The 16,874-nt window shown below is 44.0% G+C and carries 19 protein-coding genes, 1 pseudogene and 1 CRISPR repeat array; of the genes and pseudogenes, 8 read left to right on the top strand and 12 right to left on the bottom strand.

Annotation, left to right across the window (positions count from 1 at the left end; genetic code table 11):
• Positions 1–149 precede the first annotated feature (149 nt).
• The 7 genes from ACGF49_RS12515 to tssB are packed head-to-tail and all read right to left on the bottom strand — an operon-like array spanning position 150 to position 6,056.
• On the bottom strand, positions 150–641 hold the full coding sequence (locus tag ACGF49_RS12515) for an Hcp family type VI secretion system effector (protein ID WP_112879657.1): 492 nt from the start codon (positions 639–641) through the stop codon (positions 150–152).
• A gap of 4 nt (positions 642–645) precedes the next feature.
• The gene (locus ACGF49_RS12520) at positions 646–2,166 is read right to left on the bottom strand and encodes an OmpA family protein (RefSeq protein WP_387491208.1); all 1,521 of its coding nucleotides are present in this window, start codon (positions 2,164–2,166) and stop codon (positions 646–648) included.
• A 10-nt stretch (positions 2,167–2,176) separates the two neighbouring features.
• Entirely contained in the window at positions 2,177–2,377 is a 201-nt protein-coding gene (locus ACGF49_RS12525; RefSeq protein ID WP_262978715.1) for a hypothetical protein, read from the bottom strand.
• Positions 2,378–2,384: 7 nt separating this feature from the next.
• Positions 2,385–3,065 carry a type VI secretion system protein TssL, short form gene (tssL, locus tag ACGF49_RS12530; RefSeq protein ID WP_262978717.1) on the bottom strand — a complete coding sequence of 227 codons (681 nt, stop codon included), beginning with the start codon at positions 3,063–3,065 and terminating at the stop codon, positions 2,385–2,387.
• A complete protein-coding gene (gene tssK / locus ACGF49_RS12535) occupies positions 3,062–4,408 on the bottom strand; it encodes a type VI secretion system baseplate subunit TssK (RefSeq protein WP_387491212.1) in 1,347 nt (448 codons plus the stop codon). Before tssK ends, tssL begins: the two co-directional genes overlap by 4 nt.
• A gap of 4 nt (positions 4,409–4,412) precedes the next feature.
• Positions 4,413–5,525, bottom strand: coding sequence for a type VI secretion system contractile sheath large subunit (gene tssC, locus ACGF49_RS12540; RefSeq protein ID WP_387491214.1), 1,113 nt, complete (start codon positions 5,523–5,525; stop codon positions 4,413–4,415).
• 27 nt (positions 5,526–5,552) lie between these two features.
• Positions 5,553–6,056 carry a type VI secretion system contractile sheath small subunit gene (gene tssB, locus ACGF49_RS12545; protein ID WP_113043437.1) on the bottom strand — a complete coding sequence of 168 codons (504 nt, stop codon included), beginning with the start codon at positions 6,054–6,056 and terminating at the stop codon, positions 5,553–5,555.
• 41 nt (positions 6,057–6,097) lie between these two features.
• On the opposite strand from tssB, the gene ACGF49_RS12550 reads away from it, so the two are divergent.
• Positions 6,098–6,250 (top strand): hypothetical protein, encoded by a 153-nt coding sequence (locus tag ACGF49_RS12550; RefSeq protein WP_158536587.1) that lies wholly within the window; start codon positions 6,098–6,100, stop codon positions 6,248–6,250.
• An 808-nt stretch (positions 6,251–7,058) separates the two neighbouring features.
• A CRISPR array of direct repeats spans positions 7,059–7,326; the repeat unit is 28 nt; unit sequence TTTCTAAGCTGCCTGTACGGCAGTGCAC.
• Positions 7,327–7,597: 271 nt separating this feature from the next.
• On the opposite strand, the gene ACGF49_RS12555 is transcribed toward ACGF49_RS12550, so the two are convergent.
• Positions 7,598–8,515, bottom strand: coding sequence for a phage tail protein (locus tag ACGF49_RS12555; protein ID WP_387491218.1), 918 nt, complete (start codon positions 8,513–8,515; stop codon positions 7,598–7,600).
• Positions 8,516–8,751: 236 nt separating this feature from the next.
• On the opposite strand from ACGF49_RS12555, the gene ACGF49_RS12560 reads away from it, so the two are divergent.
• From ACGF49_RS12560 to ACGF49_RS12590, 7 genes are all read left to right on the top strand, one after another.
• Positions 8,752–9,018 carry a hypothetical protein gene (locus ACGF49_RS12560; protein WP_387491221.1) on the top strand — a complete coding sequence of 89 codons (267 nt, stop codon included), beginning with the start codon at positions 8,752–8,754 and terminating at the stop codon, positions 9,016–9,018.
• 30 nt (positions 9,019–9,048) lie between these two features.
• A complete protein-coding gene (locus tag ACGF49_RS12565) occupies positions 9,049–9,636 on the top strand; it encodes a serine acetyltransferase (protein WP_387491224.1) in 588 nt (195 codons plus the stop codon).
• A gap of 43 nt (positions 9,637–9,679) precedes the next feature.
• Entirely contained in the window at positions 9,680–10,588 is a 909-nt protein-coding gene (locus ACGF49_RS12570) for a lipopolysaccharide core biosynthesis protein RfaZ (RefSeq protein WP_262978649.1), read from the top strand.
• 641 nt (positions 10,589–11,229) lie between these two features.
• Positions 11,230–11,904, top strand: a complete 675-nt coding sequence (locus ACGF49_RS12575) for a PAS and helix-turn-helix domain-containing protein (protein WP_113043441.1) — start codon at positions 11,230–11,232, stop codon at positions 11,902–11,904.
• 194 nt (positions 11,905–12,098) lie between these two features.
• Complete coding sequence (locus tag ACGF49_RS12580) at positions 12,099–12,299, top strand: hypothetical protein (protein WP_158536589.1); 201 nt, start codon at positions 12,099–12,101, stop codon at positions 12,297–12,299.
• Positions 12,300–12,607: 308 nt separating this feature from the next.
• Positions 12,608–12,754, top strand: a complete 147-nt coding sequence (locus ACGF49_RS12585; RefSeq protein ID WP_158536590.1) for a hypothetical protein — start codon at positions 12,608–12,610, stop codon at positions 12,752–12,754.
• A 58-nt stretch (positions 12,755–12,812) separates the two neighbouring features.
• Positions 12,813–13,481 (top strand): LuxR C-terminal-related transcriptional regulator, encoded by a 669-nt coding sequence (locus ACGF49_RS12590; protein ID WP_191214934.1) that lies wholly within the window; start codon positions 12,813–12,815, stop codon positions 13,479–13,481.
• 283 nt (positions 13,482–13,764) lie between these two features.
• On the opposite strand, the gene ACGF49_RS12595 is transcribed toward ACGF49_RS12590, so the two are convergent.
• The 4 genes and pseudogenes from ACGF49_RS12595 to ACGF49_RS12610 all read right to left on the bottom strand — a co-directional run.
• Positions 13,765–13,920, bottom strand: coding sequence for a DUF6392 family protein (locus tag ACGF49_RS12595; protein ID WP_387491229.1), 156 nt, complete (start codon positions 13,918–13,920; stop codon positions 13,765–13,767).
• A gap of 93 nt (positions 13,921–14,013) precedes the next feature.
• Positions 14,014–14,679 (bottom strand): RES family NAD+ phosphorylase, encoded by a 666-nt coding sequence (locus ACGF49_RS12600; RefSeq protein ID WP_113043443.1) that lies wholly within the window; start codon positions 14,677–14,679, stop codon positions 14,014–14,016.
• Positions 14,672–15,346, bottom strand: a complete 675-nt coding sequence (locus ACGF49_RS12605; RefSeq protein WP_113043444.1) for an antitoxin Xre/MbcA/ParS toxin-binding domain-containing protein — start codon at positions 15,344–15,346, stop codon at positions 14,672–14,674. The genes ACGF49_RS12600 and ACGF49_RS12605 overlap by 8 nt, the downstream gene beginning before the upstream one ends.
• A 591-nt stretch (positions 15,347–15,937) precedes the next feature.
• Positions 15,938–16,111: pseudogene (locus ACGF49_RS12610) on the bottom strand (killer protein of pyocin s3); the annotation flags it as partial.
• Between the last annotated feature and the right edge of the window lie 763 nt (positions 16,112–16,874).

Below are 16,874 nucleotides of genomic sequence, written 5' to 3' on the forward strand. Positions count from 1 at the left end.
CCTCTGTTGCTTCGGGTACGCTACCGCCCATAGCCGTATACCGAGGCCCATAAGGTCATGATGCTTCATGATTTCAGGTGTTTTTGTCCCAGGCGGGGCCAACGGCCCCACCCGCCTATCAATGATAAAAAATAAAAAAACAGCGGACGTTACGCCGTCGAACGTTCACTCCAGGAATCGGAGTGAATGACGTTGCCGTCTTTGTAAGTCCAGGTGATTTTTTCGTAGCGGAACTCAACGCGTTCCAGATGGTTGTGCTTCTCTTTGGCCGGATCTTTGATGTCATGCATCAGCGGCGCCACTTTCACCACCTTCACGTTATCCAGTTTGGTGTTGAAATATTCTTTCTCCTGACCGGCATCATCAATTTTGTACCACTTGATTTCCGCCGATTTCAGGGTCTGACCGCTGGTGACCGCCTTATACAGATACGGGGTCGAGGCATCGACCTCTTTGGTGAACACCAGCGGCGCGTGTACGCGGGTCCCGGTCAGCTTGCCGGTATTGTTGTCGGTCGGGATATACAGATCATGTTCCAACGCCACAATTTCAATACTGCCTTCCCGGTCCTGAACATCCACCGACCCTTTGATGTCGGCACCGCCGTCATCTTTCAGCCACAAATAAGCGGGGATCGCCATAAGTTTACTCCTGTTGTTGTCTCAATGAGGTCGCCGGTATCGGCGACGTTGTTGCTGAAACGCCCGGCACCGTTTGCGGTCGCGGACAGGCGACCGAGTTCGGTATCAGACGGATTTCAACTCTGCGATTAGCGGCACGCCCTGCCGCGGTGGTATTCGTCGCGATCGGTCGCGTCGCCCCGTCGCCGTGTACGGCGAAGCAGGCAGGCGACAGCTCGCCGGTCTGTAACAGCCAGTCACGGACGGCTTCGGCCCGCGCCAGTGACAGGGCCTGGTTTTTCGCGGCATTACCGGTCGCATCGGTATGGCCGGTGATTAAAATCATCCGGCCCGGTTTAGCGCGGAGAGCGATCAACGCATTGATTAATCCCGGGGCCGAGCCGGGTTTCAGTGTCGCCCGTCCCACATCAAACAGGGCCGGGCTATTCAGGCTGATCGTCTGCGGTAACGCGGTCGTCACCGGTTTTTTTGCCTGATGTTCAGGGGAGTAACCGGCTATCGCCGCCTGTAACGGCAGACGTAATCGCGCCCCCTGATACAGCCCCAGTCCCAGATGCCACGGCACCCCGTGACGGTAATACTCTTCAAGACGACCGGCATCGGCCCGCAATACCGCCATCGCCTGCGCTTTGCCGCGCGCATCCGTCATGGCGACAGCCTGATAGTGCTGCCAGTCATCGTCCACCTGACGCAACCCTTGCCGGTTATGCCAGGCCGAGCAGCCCAGCGCGGTCATCCCCGCCAGCATAAACAGCCCCAATGCCCCCCTCAGCGCCCGCGGCCCGACGGTCTGCCATGATCTCACGGGGAACAGCGGCCATACCGGGTCCGGGAAGGGCAATACCGGCATCCCGGTCTCCGGTGAGCTTACCGGGTCACCGGCGTTGTTGAGCGCCGTTTTGGCTTGCAACCACTGTTGCCAGAGATGACCGGGTAACCGCTGCGGTAATGCCGGGACAAAGGTCAGCGCCATCGCCTGCGGCGGACACGGCGGCAGGCCGTCTTCGGGGGCCAGGCAAGCGGGTAATACGTACGCCCGCATCCAGTCAGCCCAGCCGGTCAGCTCAACCCCACACTGAAAACGGGCGCTCTGTTCCGCCACGCTGCCCTCGCCCAGCCAATCCGCCAGCGGCTGACCCGAGACGCCCTTGCGCCAGACCGTGACGGTGTTCTGACCGGCCTGCCACGCAAACCACGGTGAATCAGGGCGTTGGGACTCCCCGGCTAAGTAGCCGGTCAGCACTAGCGGTAACGGGATACCCTGGCGACGACGCGCCTGAGAAAGCTGCCAGCGCAGTTCCCGCACCCACCCCGCCAGGGCCGTCTCATCCCGGTACTGTTGCGGGTTGATAACGGCCATCACGCTCAACTGGCCGCCCCAGGCGGGCCGGGCAGCCAGCAGGCTTGCCACCCCATCGGACAACGCGGTCCCTGACGGTAAACATAACCAGTAGCCCTGCGGCGTCTGACGCCCCCGTTCATCACCAAACAGGCTGTCCTGGACGTGACCGCAAACCAGCACCACCGGGCGACGATCACCGTCCGGCGGCAGCCCTGCCGACAGGCAGTCGAGCTGTTCCCGTCGCCGGGATCGCCCGGTATAAAACAGTCCGACCGGCGTGAAGAGCAGGATAATAGCGCCCCCCACCCATCGGCCCGCCGGCGATAAGGGGAGCCAGACCAGACAGAGCAGCAGCGCTAACCCGGCGGCCCATCCCCATAGCGCCCGTCGCCACATCGCGCTCATTGCGCCCACCCCGGCAGCAGCGTGATCAGATACTGCCTCAACCCCCACCAGACACCGGTCAGCGCGATTATCGTCATGATTAGCGGACCGCCAATGGAACGCCACCCGGCCCAGGACGGCGCGGCCCCGACCCGCACCGGCGAAGGCTGAACACGGTCGAAAGGCAAGAGGTGTTGGCTTAAGCGGGTTATCAGTTGCTCACGTATCAATGACGTGTCCTCCCGGTAATCCCCCTGGAATCCCAGCAGCAACACCCGGTGAAAACAGGTCAGGACCGTCCGATCGGGGGCCGGCTCATCCAGCACCGCCCGTATCCGCTCATATAACCGGTTGCCCGCTTCGGCGGTACCAAAGAAATGGGCCTGCAACGAGGTGGCGCGCCAGGCCGCATAGCCCTCGTCCGGCGCCCGTTTTAAGACGGTTTCATCCAACAGCGCGCACCAAGCATAACGGATGTGTTCCCTTGCGGCGTCACTGACACCGGCAGCAGACAGCGCCTCCTGCGTCTGTTCTATCTCGTCGATACAGTGTTGCCAGACCGCGCTCCCCTGATCCACCCGCACGCCCCGGCACAGGGCTATCACCAGCAGATAGCTGTTCTGCAACAGGGCATCAATATCCGGTGGCGAGGTTTTAGTGAGTGGCGAGGTTTTAGTGCGTAAGTGTGATCGATTCATGTCCTCAGCACCGCAAACAGTTCAAGCTGAATATCGCCCAGGATATCGGGCACATAGAAAGCACAGGTTCCCGCCGCCAGCATGGCTTTCGCGGACGGATGGGTCAGGTCGAGGGCAAAATACTGGTTCTCCAGCCGCAGGGGGACCGCCGCCGGCACATGAGGCATTGCCACCAGCGGGATCCCGGTCAGCGCCCGGTTAATCATCTGGTTCACCTCATCCGGCGCCCCGGCTTTACACAACAGCGGGAACCGGGTCTGCCACTGATGCGCCGGGACGGAAGACCGGACGGAAAGATAAAAATCCGCCGCTTCACGCAAACGGGCATCATGGAGTGTCCCTGTCCATTGCTGTGCCGATTTGGTCAGTTCAATCGCCACCATCCGCGACGGCAGGCTGATTTCCAGTAACTCACTGAGCAGGTCGAACAGCGGCGGTAACACCGCCGTCAGGTTATCGTGCTGATAGCCGGGGAGCCCCCCGGCATCATGGGCGAGCGAAAAGGTCAGCAGACTGCCCGCCAGCCTGACCGCTTCACGGTAAAACACCTCCGGGTGCGCCGCCCCGTGCGCCTGAAAATCCCGCAGTACCGGCTCATAGCTGTTCAGCGCATTCAGTAACCAGAACAGCGACACGTCCGCGACGGCAAAATCCGCCATCCGCTCGTTACTTTCACGGCGCATCCCCATCAACCGGGCCTGTTTGGCCCGCAACTGCGTCAGCAACCGATCGAGCCGGTCCATCAGCCCCGCATGCGCGCTCAGCCGCAGTAACGGCGGCACGAACTGCTCGTCAAAGGCCCAGTTTCCCCGGGCGTCACGCGCCAGACGGGCAACGGGACAGGTGAGATACGGGCCGTTTTCCATCCCGTCAAAACGCAGCGACACGGCATAACGGGCCACCGCCATCGATTCCCGGCGGTCGCTGAACTCATCCTGTACCGGCACCCACGCCTGCCGGTAACGCGCCGGACGGTCCGCCTGTTCATCGGGTTTCAGGCAATTACCGCCATGGGCATACAAATGCGGCAAGGCCAGCAAGACGGTGACCTGTTGCGTCTCTGCCGGCAGCGCCGTCGCCAGTTCCAGCACCGGCGGCAGATCATCTGCCCGATCGGTGTCAATCAGCGATCCGTCAGCAAAGCGCACGCACAGGTGATCGGCTTTCAACTGCCCCAGCGCCAGGGTGTCTTTATCAAACACCGCGGTCAGCACTCCCCAGGGATGTCTCAGCCCCAGACGGGCAACACATTCATGGGTATACGCCTCCCAGCGGGCCTGTTGCTGAAACTGTTGGGGCGACAAGAAGGCGCCCGTCACCCAGAGCGGACGATCAATTTTCATGTGGCTACCCCTTGGCTTTCGGCATCTGAGCAACCAGCGACAGATTGACGTCCAGTCCTTCCACCTGAAAATGGGGCACCGCGTACAACCGGACCCGGAAGAAACCGGGGTTGTCGTCAATATCTTCAACCGTGACACGCGCTTCGCGCAACGGGTAAGAAGCCTGCACATCATCAGCAGGATCGGTCATTTCGGTCACCAGGGTGTTGATCCAGTTGTTCAACTCAATTTCGAGCAGACGCCGGTCCTTGGTGGTGCCGATGTTCTCCCGCTGAATGAGCTTCAGATAGTGGGCAATGCGCGACAGCAGAAAGATATAGGGCAGACGCCCCAACACCCGCGGCATCGTCAGGCCGATATAGCGGGCATCGTCACTGTCGCGGAACGCCTGCCACTTAATGTATTCAGCGCGGTCGAAGTAGCTGCCGAGGTCTTTAATCGCCGCCACGTCTTCCATGGTTTTTTTACCAAAAAAAGCCGGTCCGACCGCGCCGATGAAAGGCATATGCGCCGCGGCCGATACGCTGGCGATATTGCGTAATAAGGCAATATCCTGCGGGCCGGCATCAAATTCGTAATCGGCAATCACCGCGCCGACAGGTTCGCCGCCCGGCGTGTCGTATTCCTGAAGGTAAGTGTGGTGATAGAAACCACTTTGGATAATTTCCGGCGCGTCATCAAAATCCTGCCGTAAATCTTCCTTGGTCACATCCAGGACTTCGATTCTGACGTTTTGACGAAAATCCGTCCGGTCAACCAAAAATTTCAGGCCGCGCCAGGCCGATTCGATGCGCTGGAATTCGGGATGATGCATCACCTCATCCAACTGACGGCTGATTTGGCTGTCCAGCTCACCGATATGGTGGTCCAGCAAGGTTTTGTCCAGCCGCTCGACTTTTTGCGCTGACGCGTTCAGCAGATTGAGAAAAACCCGGACGGCGGCGGTCACCCGCTCATCCGCCGTGACATCCGCCAGCGCGTCACTATGTTGAAAAAATTCAATGTCGCTCAGCTGCTCGACCGGCTGTAAGTGGATTTTTTCAAACAATGACTGATAAACACTGCCTTCAGCGCAGGGTGTGGTGGCCGCCGCCGCAGCCTGTTCTTGTCCCGTCATTCATTTCTCCTGACTAAAATACCGTTATCATCCGATAGTTTTTGGCGCTAATGCCGCCAGTTCAGTACGCAGTTCATCACTGAGGGCCGCGTCTTTGAGAATGCGCTCAAATTCACGGCGAAACGTGCTGTTGTCCAATAAATTGGATTTCAAATCGCGCAGTAAATTACGCATCGAAAGCAGCGCCCGCAGTGGGGGAATTTGGCGGGCCACGTGCTCAGGATCGAAATCCTTTATTTGCCGGAAAGTGAGGGCGATATTTTCTTCGTCGCCATTTTCAGTCAGGGTATTTTTCACCGTCAGATTAACGGCGGGGCTGAATTCCGCCATCACGCTGTCAAAATTGTTTTTATTAATAGACACTTTTTCTCTTTCCGAGAGCGGACGCTGTTCCCGCCCATGACTGTAATCGCCCATCACCAATAATTTCAGCGGCAACTCCACTTTTTTTTGCGCGCCGCCGGTATGCAAATCCAATTTAATATTTACCCGCGCTTTGGGGATTTCATTTTGAAAACTCTGGGCCATCATCGGCTCCTCAGTAATAAAAAAGAACGCCGGGCATGAGGGGCATGCCCGATAAATTTCAGGAACGAAAAACGGATTCAGCTATTTCAGAGCAGGCAGTTAACCGGACAGTAAATAAGAGAAAACCGACAAGATCCGCCGCAATAAATAAAGCCATTTATCGGGTAGATCATTTCCTAACCAAGGCGATTCTCTAAACAGTGTTATCTAAAATCAAGACATTTTTTATCCTATCGCACTTTTTGCACAAGATAAATCGGTCATAAAAACCTCCCTATAACCTAAAAAGAAGACAATATATAAACCTAACCTAAACGACATGACATTTTCTTGCAAAAAAGATGGCGTTTATTTTCATAAAGTGATAGCGACTTATCTGTTTTGTTATCATTAGGGGTATTCAGCACACTATAGAACGGTGATATTTTTTTAAATTTAGACTATTTTTCAATTCATTAAATAATAAATAAACCGTGCTTGATTGGACGGGTGAAAAAGAGAATGGTTATCAGTCAGATTATGCGAATGAGAATAAATTTAATTAAGTGGCGTCATATTGATGATATTATGAAATAACTCGCTTATTCATTATAGCTTTTATAGGATAATGCGGCTGGAAATGAGGAAGTCCTATTCTATGCGATAGTCCGGGATATTTTTTTGGACTATTTTTAATGGCATGAAAGTTATTGAAGGGGGTGTTCCTGAAATAGGGAGCCGAAGTCCGGGGAAAATACGATGATTGATGATGGATACGATGATTTATTTTCGGGTATTCCGTCTTCACATTCATGTCCCGGAGACGCGGGGCCATTTAAGTCAACGACAGGTGTTATAAAACACCGCTGAATGCCGATAATCAAAATGACTTATGTCCGCGTAGTCGCTGCGTGTTTACTTGATGCTCTCTGTATAGCTTCAGATAAAGACCTTTATTCATGAAATGAGGGGGGATGACCTTCCCAAATGCGGGTCGTCCACTCCCGCCTGGCACCACTATCTTCATTTCTAAGCTGCCTGTACGGCAGTGCACGCTTCCTCTGCGGTTTTTTGTAAGTCCTCATATTTCTAAGCTGCCTGTACGGCAGTGCACACCAAAGCGCAATTAGCAAAGCTCTCTCTATTTTTCTAAGCTGCCTGTACGGCAGTGCACCACTTGCCCCCTCTGGCTTTTTCCCGCCTTCTTTTCTAAGCTGCCTGTACGGCAGTGCACTCTAGGAGCTGGAATAATGAAAAAGCCGGTGATTTCTAAGCTGCCTGTACGGCAGTGCACTGTTACATATTAACTCCAACTCACTGACTATCAAAGAATATATTTATCAAAAGCAAAAAAACCCTTTTTTATGAGACAGGTTAAATTTCATTAAAAATCAATGAATTATAGTTGGTCGTTAAAAAAGGGTAAAATTTAGGTTCGGGGAAATATCATTTTTTCAGTTACATTTTACCCTTTACAGCCAACATGCTTATCCATCAACAAGCAAAATTCCCATATCCTAGAGTACTTCTATATTCTGGCTATCAAGCGTATTTTTGTTCAGCTATCATGCTGCTCTCACTATGTAATTAAATGCTACGTTACGGGGGCGGTTCTCCGAAGCGACAGGAACAACCCTTGACGTATCGAACCCAAAACCGTATGCAGTGTATACAGTATCCGGGGTAAAATGACCTACCGATTTGGGATTACCATCTGTAGCCACGCCAAAAGTTGCATTACCATAAAAAGCCCCTTTTGCTGCCAGCTCAAAATGAGCTGTTATCGCCCCGGGAAATGAGCCTTCAATATTTCTGATGGCATCCCCCTGATGAGTTAAAACTCCACGACCACTATCAATACCTCTACCATCATCCCATCCGCGGATAAATTCGCCTCTTAAATCAGGCAATCTGCCGTCAGGATAAGCTTCCGCCAACTTCGGATACTGCAATCTATTAAATGCTGAACCATTACAAGTGAAATAACCGAATGGTGGATGAGGTAACGGCCACGGAATAGGAGAACCAACAGGAATTTCATTGGCTGTTTTAATCCGGTTATCTATCTCCTCGCGGGTATATTCACGTAATGAATTTATGACTTCCTGAACAAGCTTTTGTGTAACCGCCAATGTGTTGCTATCGCCAATCACATTTGTAAGCTGAACAACGCCCTTTTGTGTTAATGAAGCACTGGGAATGTCTGTTGTAATTTTTTGCTCTAGCGCTTTATTTAATTGAGTGGTGAGTTTGGCTATGTTTCCATCATCCAGAACATCATTGCCAGATCGTGTCGCGATAAAATCAGCCACGACAGATGATATGGTTGATGCTTGACGTAATACCTTATTTAATAAGTGAGTAGGAACATTATCTGGTGTAAATCCACTCTTCAAACTTTGGTTTTCTTCATATTTTTCTTGATTTACCACATTCGCATTATCACCAATAGAAAAAGCCTTAAAATCATTCTTATAACTCATGTACTTTCTCCTGAAATTAAATAATGTTATTTTATAATCAATATATTGAATTATTGTAAAAACAATCCCTCTTGAAATTCACGCCAATCAAGTCTAGTTCAGAAAAAGAATAATGCAGTGTTCTTATTACTTATAAGGTTAATTATTTTTATATAATTGCTAGCAATAAATAGTTCAATATTAGAAACCACATCCAGAAATTTATCTATTAATCAGAGTTGGCAACAATTGAAATTGTGTCTGTGTTTACTGGATTTACGTCATTTGCACTTGACGGTGGCTTTTTCTTGGGATTCACCTGTATTTCGTCAACAAAATTTCACATAGCTAGGTTTGCCAAATTGATCTATACCCTATGGATTTCAAGTTGCATCGCGACGGCAAGGGAACGAATCCCCGGGAACATAGATAACTATGTGACCGGGGTGAGTGAGTGCAGCCAACAAAGAGGCAGCTTGAAAGATGACGGGTATATTTGGCTAAATTCAACATTTTTAATATAATCCATGTCTGAAAAACGATACGGCTAGTCAGTGCAAGGTATTGATAAAAAAATGAACAAGGTGTTATCACATAAAGAAGAGCTAAGCCATTTAAAAGCATGTTTACTCAGCGAAGTTATCTGTTCGCGGACATCGTTTTCTTGGTTCAAAACAATCCATCGAGCCCTTAAATGCCCAGACCGCAGGTTCTATTTCTGGTGGAGAATTGCTAATTATTTATACAGGACAAATAAAGCCAAGAAAATCTCAATTCGTATCAATAGAAATTTAAGAAATAAATATGGATGCGATTTAGGATTAGGCTCCTATATAGGAAAAAATTTACGTATATCTCATTATGTTGGCATTGTTATTTCCCGCACTTGCATTATTGGTGATAATTTTCATATTTTACAAAATACAACCATTGGCGTTCTTAATGAAGATATTCAAGGGAAAATAAGTATAGGTGATAATGTAAAAATAGGTGCAAGCTCTTGTATTATAAGTGACAATATAACAATTGGAGATAATGTATACATAGGCGCAATGTCATTTGTTAATAAAGATATCCCCGCTAATTGTATTGCGTATACACCTAAATCTCAAAATGAAATAAAGATAAAAAGTAAAAAATAATTAATTGAATATTCCAGTTTAAAATGAAAAATAGGACCACAATATGTTTTTTAAATATAAATATCTTTTAAAACTAGGTATGCTCTGTAAGCAGAATATAACAAAATCAATATACAGAAATGTATCCAGTAAAAAAATGAAGCACAATATGAACTTTTGGCCTCACATAAAGATCTCAAGAAACATTAATGGCAAAATCGACTCTGTTTCATTCAATAATAAAAATATAAACATCAATGAATTCCCCAAAAAATCAGAAAAACCCTTAATCATTATTGCATCTGGACCTTCGGTATCTACCATCAAAACAGATTTTTTTGATGATACCAAATTTGATATTATGGGTGTTAACGGTTCATATGAATTATCACCAGAAGTGAAATTCAAATACCATGTTATAATTGACCGAACATTCATTCTAAATAGGAAGAATATCGTTTTAAATATATTAAAAAACGATGAATTGATATTCTTCACAACAATGGATTGCCTCAACGATATCTTAATTCATTACGGTTATCTTGAATTAACATGTAAAGTCATTATTATTGAGAATATTGATCAACCAGTTTATCAAGAGGAAAAAGAACTTTTTGAAATAAAGAGTGATGAAATAATAATACAGAATGATGTAGCATTCTCATTAAACTTAAATCTCGGATTCTACAACGGAACAACAGTTGCCTATTCCGCTTTGCAAATAGCATTGTTTTTGGGCTATAAAAAAATATATTTCGCCGGTCTAGACATGAACAATTTTTCGAAACCAAGGTTTTATGAAACCCAAAATGACCAGCTAGATACCAAATTAAATAATAACTTACATGATTTCATCATTCCTTGTTTCAACCTGGCTCATGAAATAGCAATAAAAAAAGGAGTTAAAATTTATAATCTATCGAAAAATAGCGCTATAAATTCATTCGAAAAATTAGATTATAGGGAAATTTAAGTCATTAGATTTCTTATAAATACCAAGGCGCAACGAGATAATTAATAAATTTTTCATATTTTTAGATTGATTTATTTTTTATCTCGGAAATTTTCACCATCATAACTTCACAAAAAATTAAAATGATCACAGATAAATTTCATTTGGTCTTATTTTAATTAAGGGATTATTATTAATTCCAGAAATGTTAAAGCTATTTTTCGACACAATATTCCGAGACTATACCCGTCATCAATAATTACCATCGAAAAGACCAGCTATCATTGAACATTCATACCCCTTATTAAATGATTTTACTGTAAAATAATATTTATAAATATATTTGTGTTTATTTAAAGTTTCTTTATTAAATAATAAAGAATTTAATTAATAGGTATTTTCCCTTGAAAAATAAATTGTTGTTCTATGCTATAGAATCAAGTCATGTTAAGTAGAACTATTACTTAAATCATTTAGATGATGTCTTAAGTAATCACCAAGGATTTACTATGCAAAATATAAAAAGTAAGATAAAACATACTTTGAAACGATGCCGAGTCACTTTGCTAGAAACTCACTCATTTGGAGACCACTACAAGAAAAATAACTACCCTCTTTTACACCCTATAAATATTGATCACTTAGTATAATAGGTCTTAATCATGAAAAAAATTAATGGAACATATATTTCATCACAAATAATAAACACGATGGAAGCAAGTAATGAACCGTGGGGAATCAAAGATAAAAATTCACGATTTATTTATGCTAACCTGGCCCTAAGATCTATTCAAAACATTCCAACATCATTTGATTATGAAGGACTTTTTGATGACGAACTTCCCTGGAGCGGGGCGGAGTTTGCGAAAGAATTTATTGATCATGATAAAATTGTCATGACAAAAGGGAAAAGAATCTGTTCACTTGAAACATATACATATGGAAAAGAAAAAATCTTATCGTCTTACTTCCAAGAAAAATTACCACTATATAACGATGCAAAGGAATGTATAGGCATATTTTTTCATGGATGGAAAGCCAAAGATTTTTCATTAATTAACTTACATCAATATTATAACGAGCTGCCTACCTCTATTATATTTCACCCACCAACAGATTCTTTTACCCAACGTGAGTGGGATATTATTTTTTTCTTTTTACAAAAATACACCAGGAAACAGATTGGAAGAGTATTAAATATTTCTTACCGTACAGTTGAATCCCATATGACCAATATATATCACAAGATAGGTGTTGACTCCAACCAACAACTGGAAGAATATTGTCTCATCAACAATTTTAAACGCTATGTACCGGAAAAATTTTTACTCTCTTAATAATTTTATTTACTATTTTTAGAGCCTATCTCAATAAGCGTAATTGTTGCAGGCAGTTTGAACACGGACAGCGCGGAAAAACCGGAGCGTACACGTAGTACGTGAGGATTTTGAGCACTGCCTAGGTTCAAAATGGCAAATAAAATAGCCCTATTGAGATAGGCAGTTAGTCATAAAAAGCATGATTATACCCTATGGATTTCAAAATACATCGGGTATATACCCTATGGATTTCAAGATGCATCGCGACGGCAAGGGAGCGAATCCCCGGGAGCATAGATAACTATGAGACCGGGGTGAGTGAGCGCAGCCAACAAAGAGGCAACTTGAAAGATGACGGGTATAAACAAATAAATCATTTAAATAATAACCTAAATAATAAAATGTCATATTAACTATAAATTACAACAAAATAATACCATTATTGAACTAATTTACCTGTGTAAAAAATAATAATTCCCAGGAAAAATGATTAGTTATCAAAAATCCCCCGCCCTATTCTCTACCAATATCACAATTTTCCTAAGAATTACGATATTAAAATATTTTTAACTGGTAAATTACCTTCATCTATTGTAGAAAACACCGTTAATTATAGTAAGAAAATTTACCCAAAATTAAATCTATAATGTCATATACCCTATGGATTTCAAGATGCATCGCGACGGCAAAGGAGTGAATCCCCGGGAGCATAGCAAACTATGTGACCGGGGTGAGCGAGTGCAGCCAACAAAGAGGCAACTTGAAAGATGACGGGTATATACAACTAAACGATTATCGTAATAAAAATAACCATAATAATTATTTTATGAAAAAGTCTGTTATTGCTGGTAATAAAGTATTAAACTGACAATATGATTCAAACATATCACGACTTAAACCCAAAATGGGTAAAAAGGAATTATAATATGAGTAATCACATAACTATATCATCTCAAGTTATTAATACACTGGCAGCAAGCAACGAGCCTTGGGGAATTAAAGATAAAAACTCATGCTTTATTTACGGTAATTTAGCATTAAAATCTCTTCAGAACTTTTCAAATTCATTTGAATTTGAAGGGGTCTATGAAAATGAGCTTCCTTGGGATAGTGCTAAATTTGCGGAACAATTTATTAATCATGACAAAAAGGTAATAGAAAAACAGCAGAGAATATGCTCAATAGAAACCCATATATTTGGCAGAGAGAAAATCCTATCGTCTTATTTTTTCGAAAAATCACCTTTTTACCATCAAGATGGAGATTGCATCGGAGTCATATATCATGGTTGGAAAGCGCAAAACCATTCATTATCCTATTTACATCAATACCACAACACACTTCCCGCCTCAATTATGCTACAACCACCAACTGATCTTTTTACTCAACGTGAATGGGATGTCATTTTCCTCTTTTTACAGAAAAATACCAGAAAGCAGATTGGACGGATACTGAATCTAGCCTATCGCACTATTGAATATTATATGACTCGGATATACCGTAAGATAGGAATTAATTCCAGCCAACAACTGGAAGAATATTGTCGAGCCAATAATTTCAATCACTATATACCGGAAAAGTTTTTATTATCTTAGATTACGTATTTATTCCCAGTTTTTACATGCTGTTCTTATTCATTATTAATGGAGAAAATAACCCGCCCTGTTGGAATATTTTATTTAAAAATATTATAGTTATATTCAATAATTTTTAAAAATTATATATGAACCCATCAGGGCCTAATAAAGACACGCTCTAATAGATCATAATCAACTTGCATACTAATCGGCATATGAAAACCTAAACAAGTATATATACCCTATGGATTTCAAGATGGATCGCGACGGCAAGGGAGTGAATCCCCGGGAGCATAGGTAACTATGTGACCGGGGTGAGCGAGTGCAGCCAACAAAGAGGCAACTTGAAAGATGACGGGTATAGTTCTGTCCAACCAATATCTTTCTTTAATCTTTTCCTCGGAGGAAGTGATTTTTCAGGTTTGCCAAACTGTTTATGAATCCATTCCCGGGACATTAGCGATCAGGATCATGCTCAGCCGTGTCACTACCGTCATAGAGGATGGAGCTCACCTACAATTCAGGCTTTTAATGACAAATATGCCGTAGATCATACCATATCTTTAGGTACCAAAACCAACTCCATTTCATCTGCAAGCTCTTTAAGTTTTTCGTTAACCTCTTTAGAAGTAGCGGCTGGTTCAGATTCAAGAGACACATACAAATCTTTTTCTTCCACCCGATCTCCAAAAATTATTATTGCTTTACCACCGTGCTGCTTAGAGGGCCATCGAATTGCTTGAGCATCAGGATTGTCATGATAAATTTTTGCTGCCCAGAGCTGAGTAATATGATAATCCGATGCTCCTGATTCTACTAGTTGGCCTTGAATAATCCCCCATTTCTTCAGTATTCGTGGGTTGATATCCACATACTTGATATCTTTTTGTGGAGTAATTTGGCTATACGCTAAATCATCTAGTTTACCCAGATCAACAGGTATACCGGCGCAGTTTAGTGGAATATCGTGTAAAATCGTCTCCATAATAGCGACTCCTACGTTTTCACCGCCATAGAGTGTTGGAACAGAGATTCCATTATTTTTGAACGGGCTAAAACGGGCATTGCCAACACCAGGATTAAATTCAGCTCCTTTAAACTTGGCTTTATGAATACGTTTAATAGGCGTACCCGCTTTCCACTTTTGGATTTTGGCTGCTGTATTCTCTGGAGGAAATGGTATATCTTCTTGAAATTCTTTTTTATCATCAGCCATGACGCGGCCCTTCAGCTTCTTCTTTGGCTGCCATATAAACATTATCAGGTTGAGTTAATAAAAGGTCCTTTGGTTTTTTATTACCAAGCCAGCTATTTGGTGTGCCGAACCAGATAGCTATTGACCAAGGAGTTTTTTTGTCCCCAAACAGCGCAATAGTTTTCTTTATCACTGGTAACGGTTGGCCGCCTTCGTCTAGAGCATACAACGGGAAGAGGTCTTTGCCATTAATTGGCAATGCGAATATTTTTTTCGACTTTTTCCAACGATTTGCCGCAGCGCTGGAATTCACTGATTTAGATCCGGCTAATTTGCTGAGTTCACTTGCAGTCAGCCACTCTGAATCAGTAATGATCTGATTTTTTAATTTTTCAAGGCGTGCTTCATTACGGGAAGCAAATCCAATTTTTGAAGATGGTTCAGTCGTAACAGACCGATTTTTGTTCTTATTAAATGTAGTGACAGCGGTTATCGCACTAGCTATTGCCAACTTAATATCATGATAATCAATTGCTCTTGGCAACTTTACTACCACATACTGATCTGCCTCATCAGCAGGAATTTCAGACAAACTGATATGTTTTACAATATCCTTGTCATTTGATAACTCAATTGAAAGAAAGTCAAAGCTAACATTCTCCGATTTAGGTTGCGATTTAGTAATCATGCTGCCTCCATATTGTATCTGCTTGAGTTCGTATTTTGCGTATTTTGCGTATTTTCGTTATATGGATGATATGGCGTATTTGTAAAAAGTGCAAGAATTGATACACTGTAACCGACCGTCTTCTTTATCCTGCTTAAGCTCAGATTGCTCTTTCTCTTTATGGCTTTTATGGAAGACAACCCAATTCCCTTCCTTTTTACCCACCTTTTCAAACCATAGAATTTGCTCCGTTAAAAGAACGGTAACAAACAGCCATAGAAACAAATCAACACTATATGTTAGTTTCCAGCCATTCCTTCCGGCCAGACAGCAAAGAGAAATGGTCAAAAGCGGTAACCAACAAGCAATTACTGTCTAATAGGGGGAGTTATGCCATGACAACGGTATACCTATTTTGATAGAACTGCTTACGTACTTGATGAATAAGGAATAGGCATGAAGAGTTATCCATACGTATTTTGGTTTCTCGTTATCACTACTGATCTGTACAGCAATCTCTCTGTATCAACGAAGAGACTGATCATCGTTGATACAGAGTTCGGATAGGAATTCTCCACTGGTTCGTAGTATCGGGTAAGTGACGAAATTTTCAGACAAAAATAATCCCATTAATCCGACTGTCAACGGATTCGGTGCCGCCAGCCAGCGCCCGACACTGGTAACGCCACCACCAATGTAACGCATCACCAATGCTTCACCGTCCGCTACCACACCGCGAGCGGTGGCGGTGGCTTCGGCCTTATCTTTGCTACCGCTAAACCACCGACAATGATGTAAGTGCCGGGATGCTTACCACAGGTAACCTTATCCCCTTCGCGAGCAGTCGCTCACCCATTTTTTGCCTCCGGCGTTACCTCGTCGGCACTGTCAAAGCAGAAAATCATTGATACAAACTGGGGAATATGGGGTAAGAACGTGATTGTCACAAACATCTAAGTGGAACTTGAAATGCAACTTTATATCTCGGACTATACCATTTTAAGTAAGTTTTTTATTTAATTATTCTTCGATAATTTAATTTTATAGAATTTCCCTAACCTTAATTTTATTTAAGAATAGCCATTGTCCGCAGTAGGCAAATTCAAACTCGGTTTTTAGATTGAAAACTCTATTTAGTTGATTATTCTGATAATTCCAAAATATGGTTTATCTAATTACAATGCTCTAGATACACCGTTTAAAAAGCATTCTTTAATTGATCGAATATTATTCCGATTAAATGCCATTTTTTCGCCATTATTCCGTTCCAAAAATAACACCTTCTTTTTCATTCTATTACCTATCATCGTTATAACAACCGCTCCCTCACGCTTCGGTTAATGACAGAAAATTTTTGATCTACGTCACTTAATTACTCATGACTTAAAAAGCTTATTCATTAATTTTGCTGTTTAGTAAGTAAACTAAAATGTTTTTATACAAAATAGTATTTTTAGTTATATTCGTTAATGTTAAAAGTATCATTATATAACAATAAAAGACTTAATTAATAAATATATGTATTTTGACGAGCAAGTTATTATATTCT

This window comes from Photorhabdus sp. RM96S (genome assembly GCF_042879335.1).
GTDB lineage: Bacteria > Pseudomonadota > Gammaproteobacteria > Enterobacterales > Enterobacteriaceae > Photorhabdus > Photorhabdus kayaii.

Excerpts from the sequence above, each read along its gene's own strand:
- ACGF49_RS12515 (WP_112879657.1), bottom strand. The coding sequence starts at position 641 with ATGGCGATCCCCGCTTATTTGTGGCTGAAAGATGACGGCGGTGCCGAC.
- tssL (WP_262978717.1), bottom strand. The coding sequence starts at position 3,065 with ATGAATCGATCACACTTACGCACTAAAACCTCGCCACTCACTAAAACC.
- tssK (WP_387491212.1), bottom strand. The coding sequence starts at position 4,408 with ATGAAAATTGATCGTCCGCTCTGGGTGACGGGCGCCTTCTTGTCGCCC.
- tssC (WP_387491214.1), bottom strand. The coding sequence starts at position 5,525 with ATGACGGGACAAGAACAGGCTGCGGCGGCGGCCACCACACCCTGCGCT.
- tssB (WP_113043437.1), bottom strand. The coding sequence starts at position 6,056 with ATGATGGCCCAGAGTTTTCAAAATGAAATCCCCAAAGCGCGGGTAAAT.
- ACGF49_RS12550 (WP_158536587.1), top strand. The coding sequence starts at position 6,098 with ATGCCCGATAAATTTCAGGAACGAAAAACGGATTCAGCTATTTCAGAG.
- ACGF49_RS12555 (WP_387491218.1), bottom strand. The coding sequence starts at position 8,515 with ATGAGTTATAAGAATGATTTTAAGGCTTTTTCTATTGGTGATAATGCG.
- ACGF49_RS12570 (WP_262978649.1), top strand. The coding sequence starts at position 9,680 with ATGTTTTTTAAATATAAATATCTTTTAAAACTAGGTATGCTCTGTAAG.
- ACGF49_RS12575 (WP_113043441.1), top strand. The coding sequence starts at position 11,230 with ATGAAAAAAATTAATGGAACATATATTTCATCACAAATAATAAACACG.
- ACGF49_RS12580 (WP_158536589.1), top strand. The coding sequence starts at position 12,099 with ATGGATTTCAAAATACATCGGGTATATACCCTATGGATTTCAAGATGC.
- ACGF49_RS12590 (WP_191214934.1), top strand. The coding sequence starts at position 12,813 with ATGAGTAATCACATAACTATATCATCTCAAGTTATTAATACACTGGCA.
- ACGF49_RS12595 (WP_387491229.1), bottom strand. The coding sequence starts at position 13,920 with ATGTCCCGGGAATGGATTCATAAACAGTTTGGCAAACCTGAAAAATCA.
- ACGF49_RS12600 (WP_113043443.1), bottom strand. The coding sequence starts at position 14,679 with ATGGCTGATGATAAAAAAGAATTTCAAGAAGATATACCATTTCCTCCA.
- ACGF49_RS12605 (WP_113043444.1), bottom strand. The coding sequence starts at position 15,346 with ATGATTACTAAATCGCAACCTAAATCGGAGAATGTTAGCTTTGACTTT.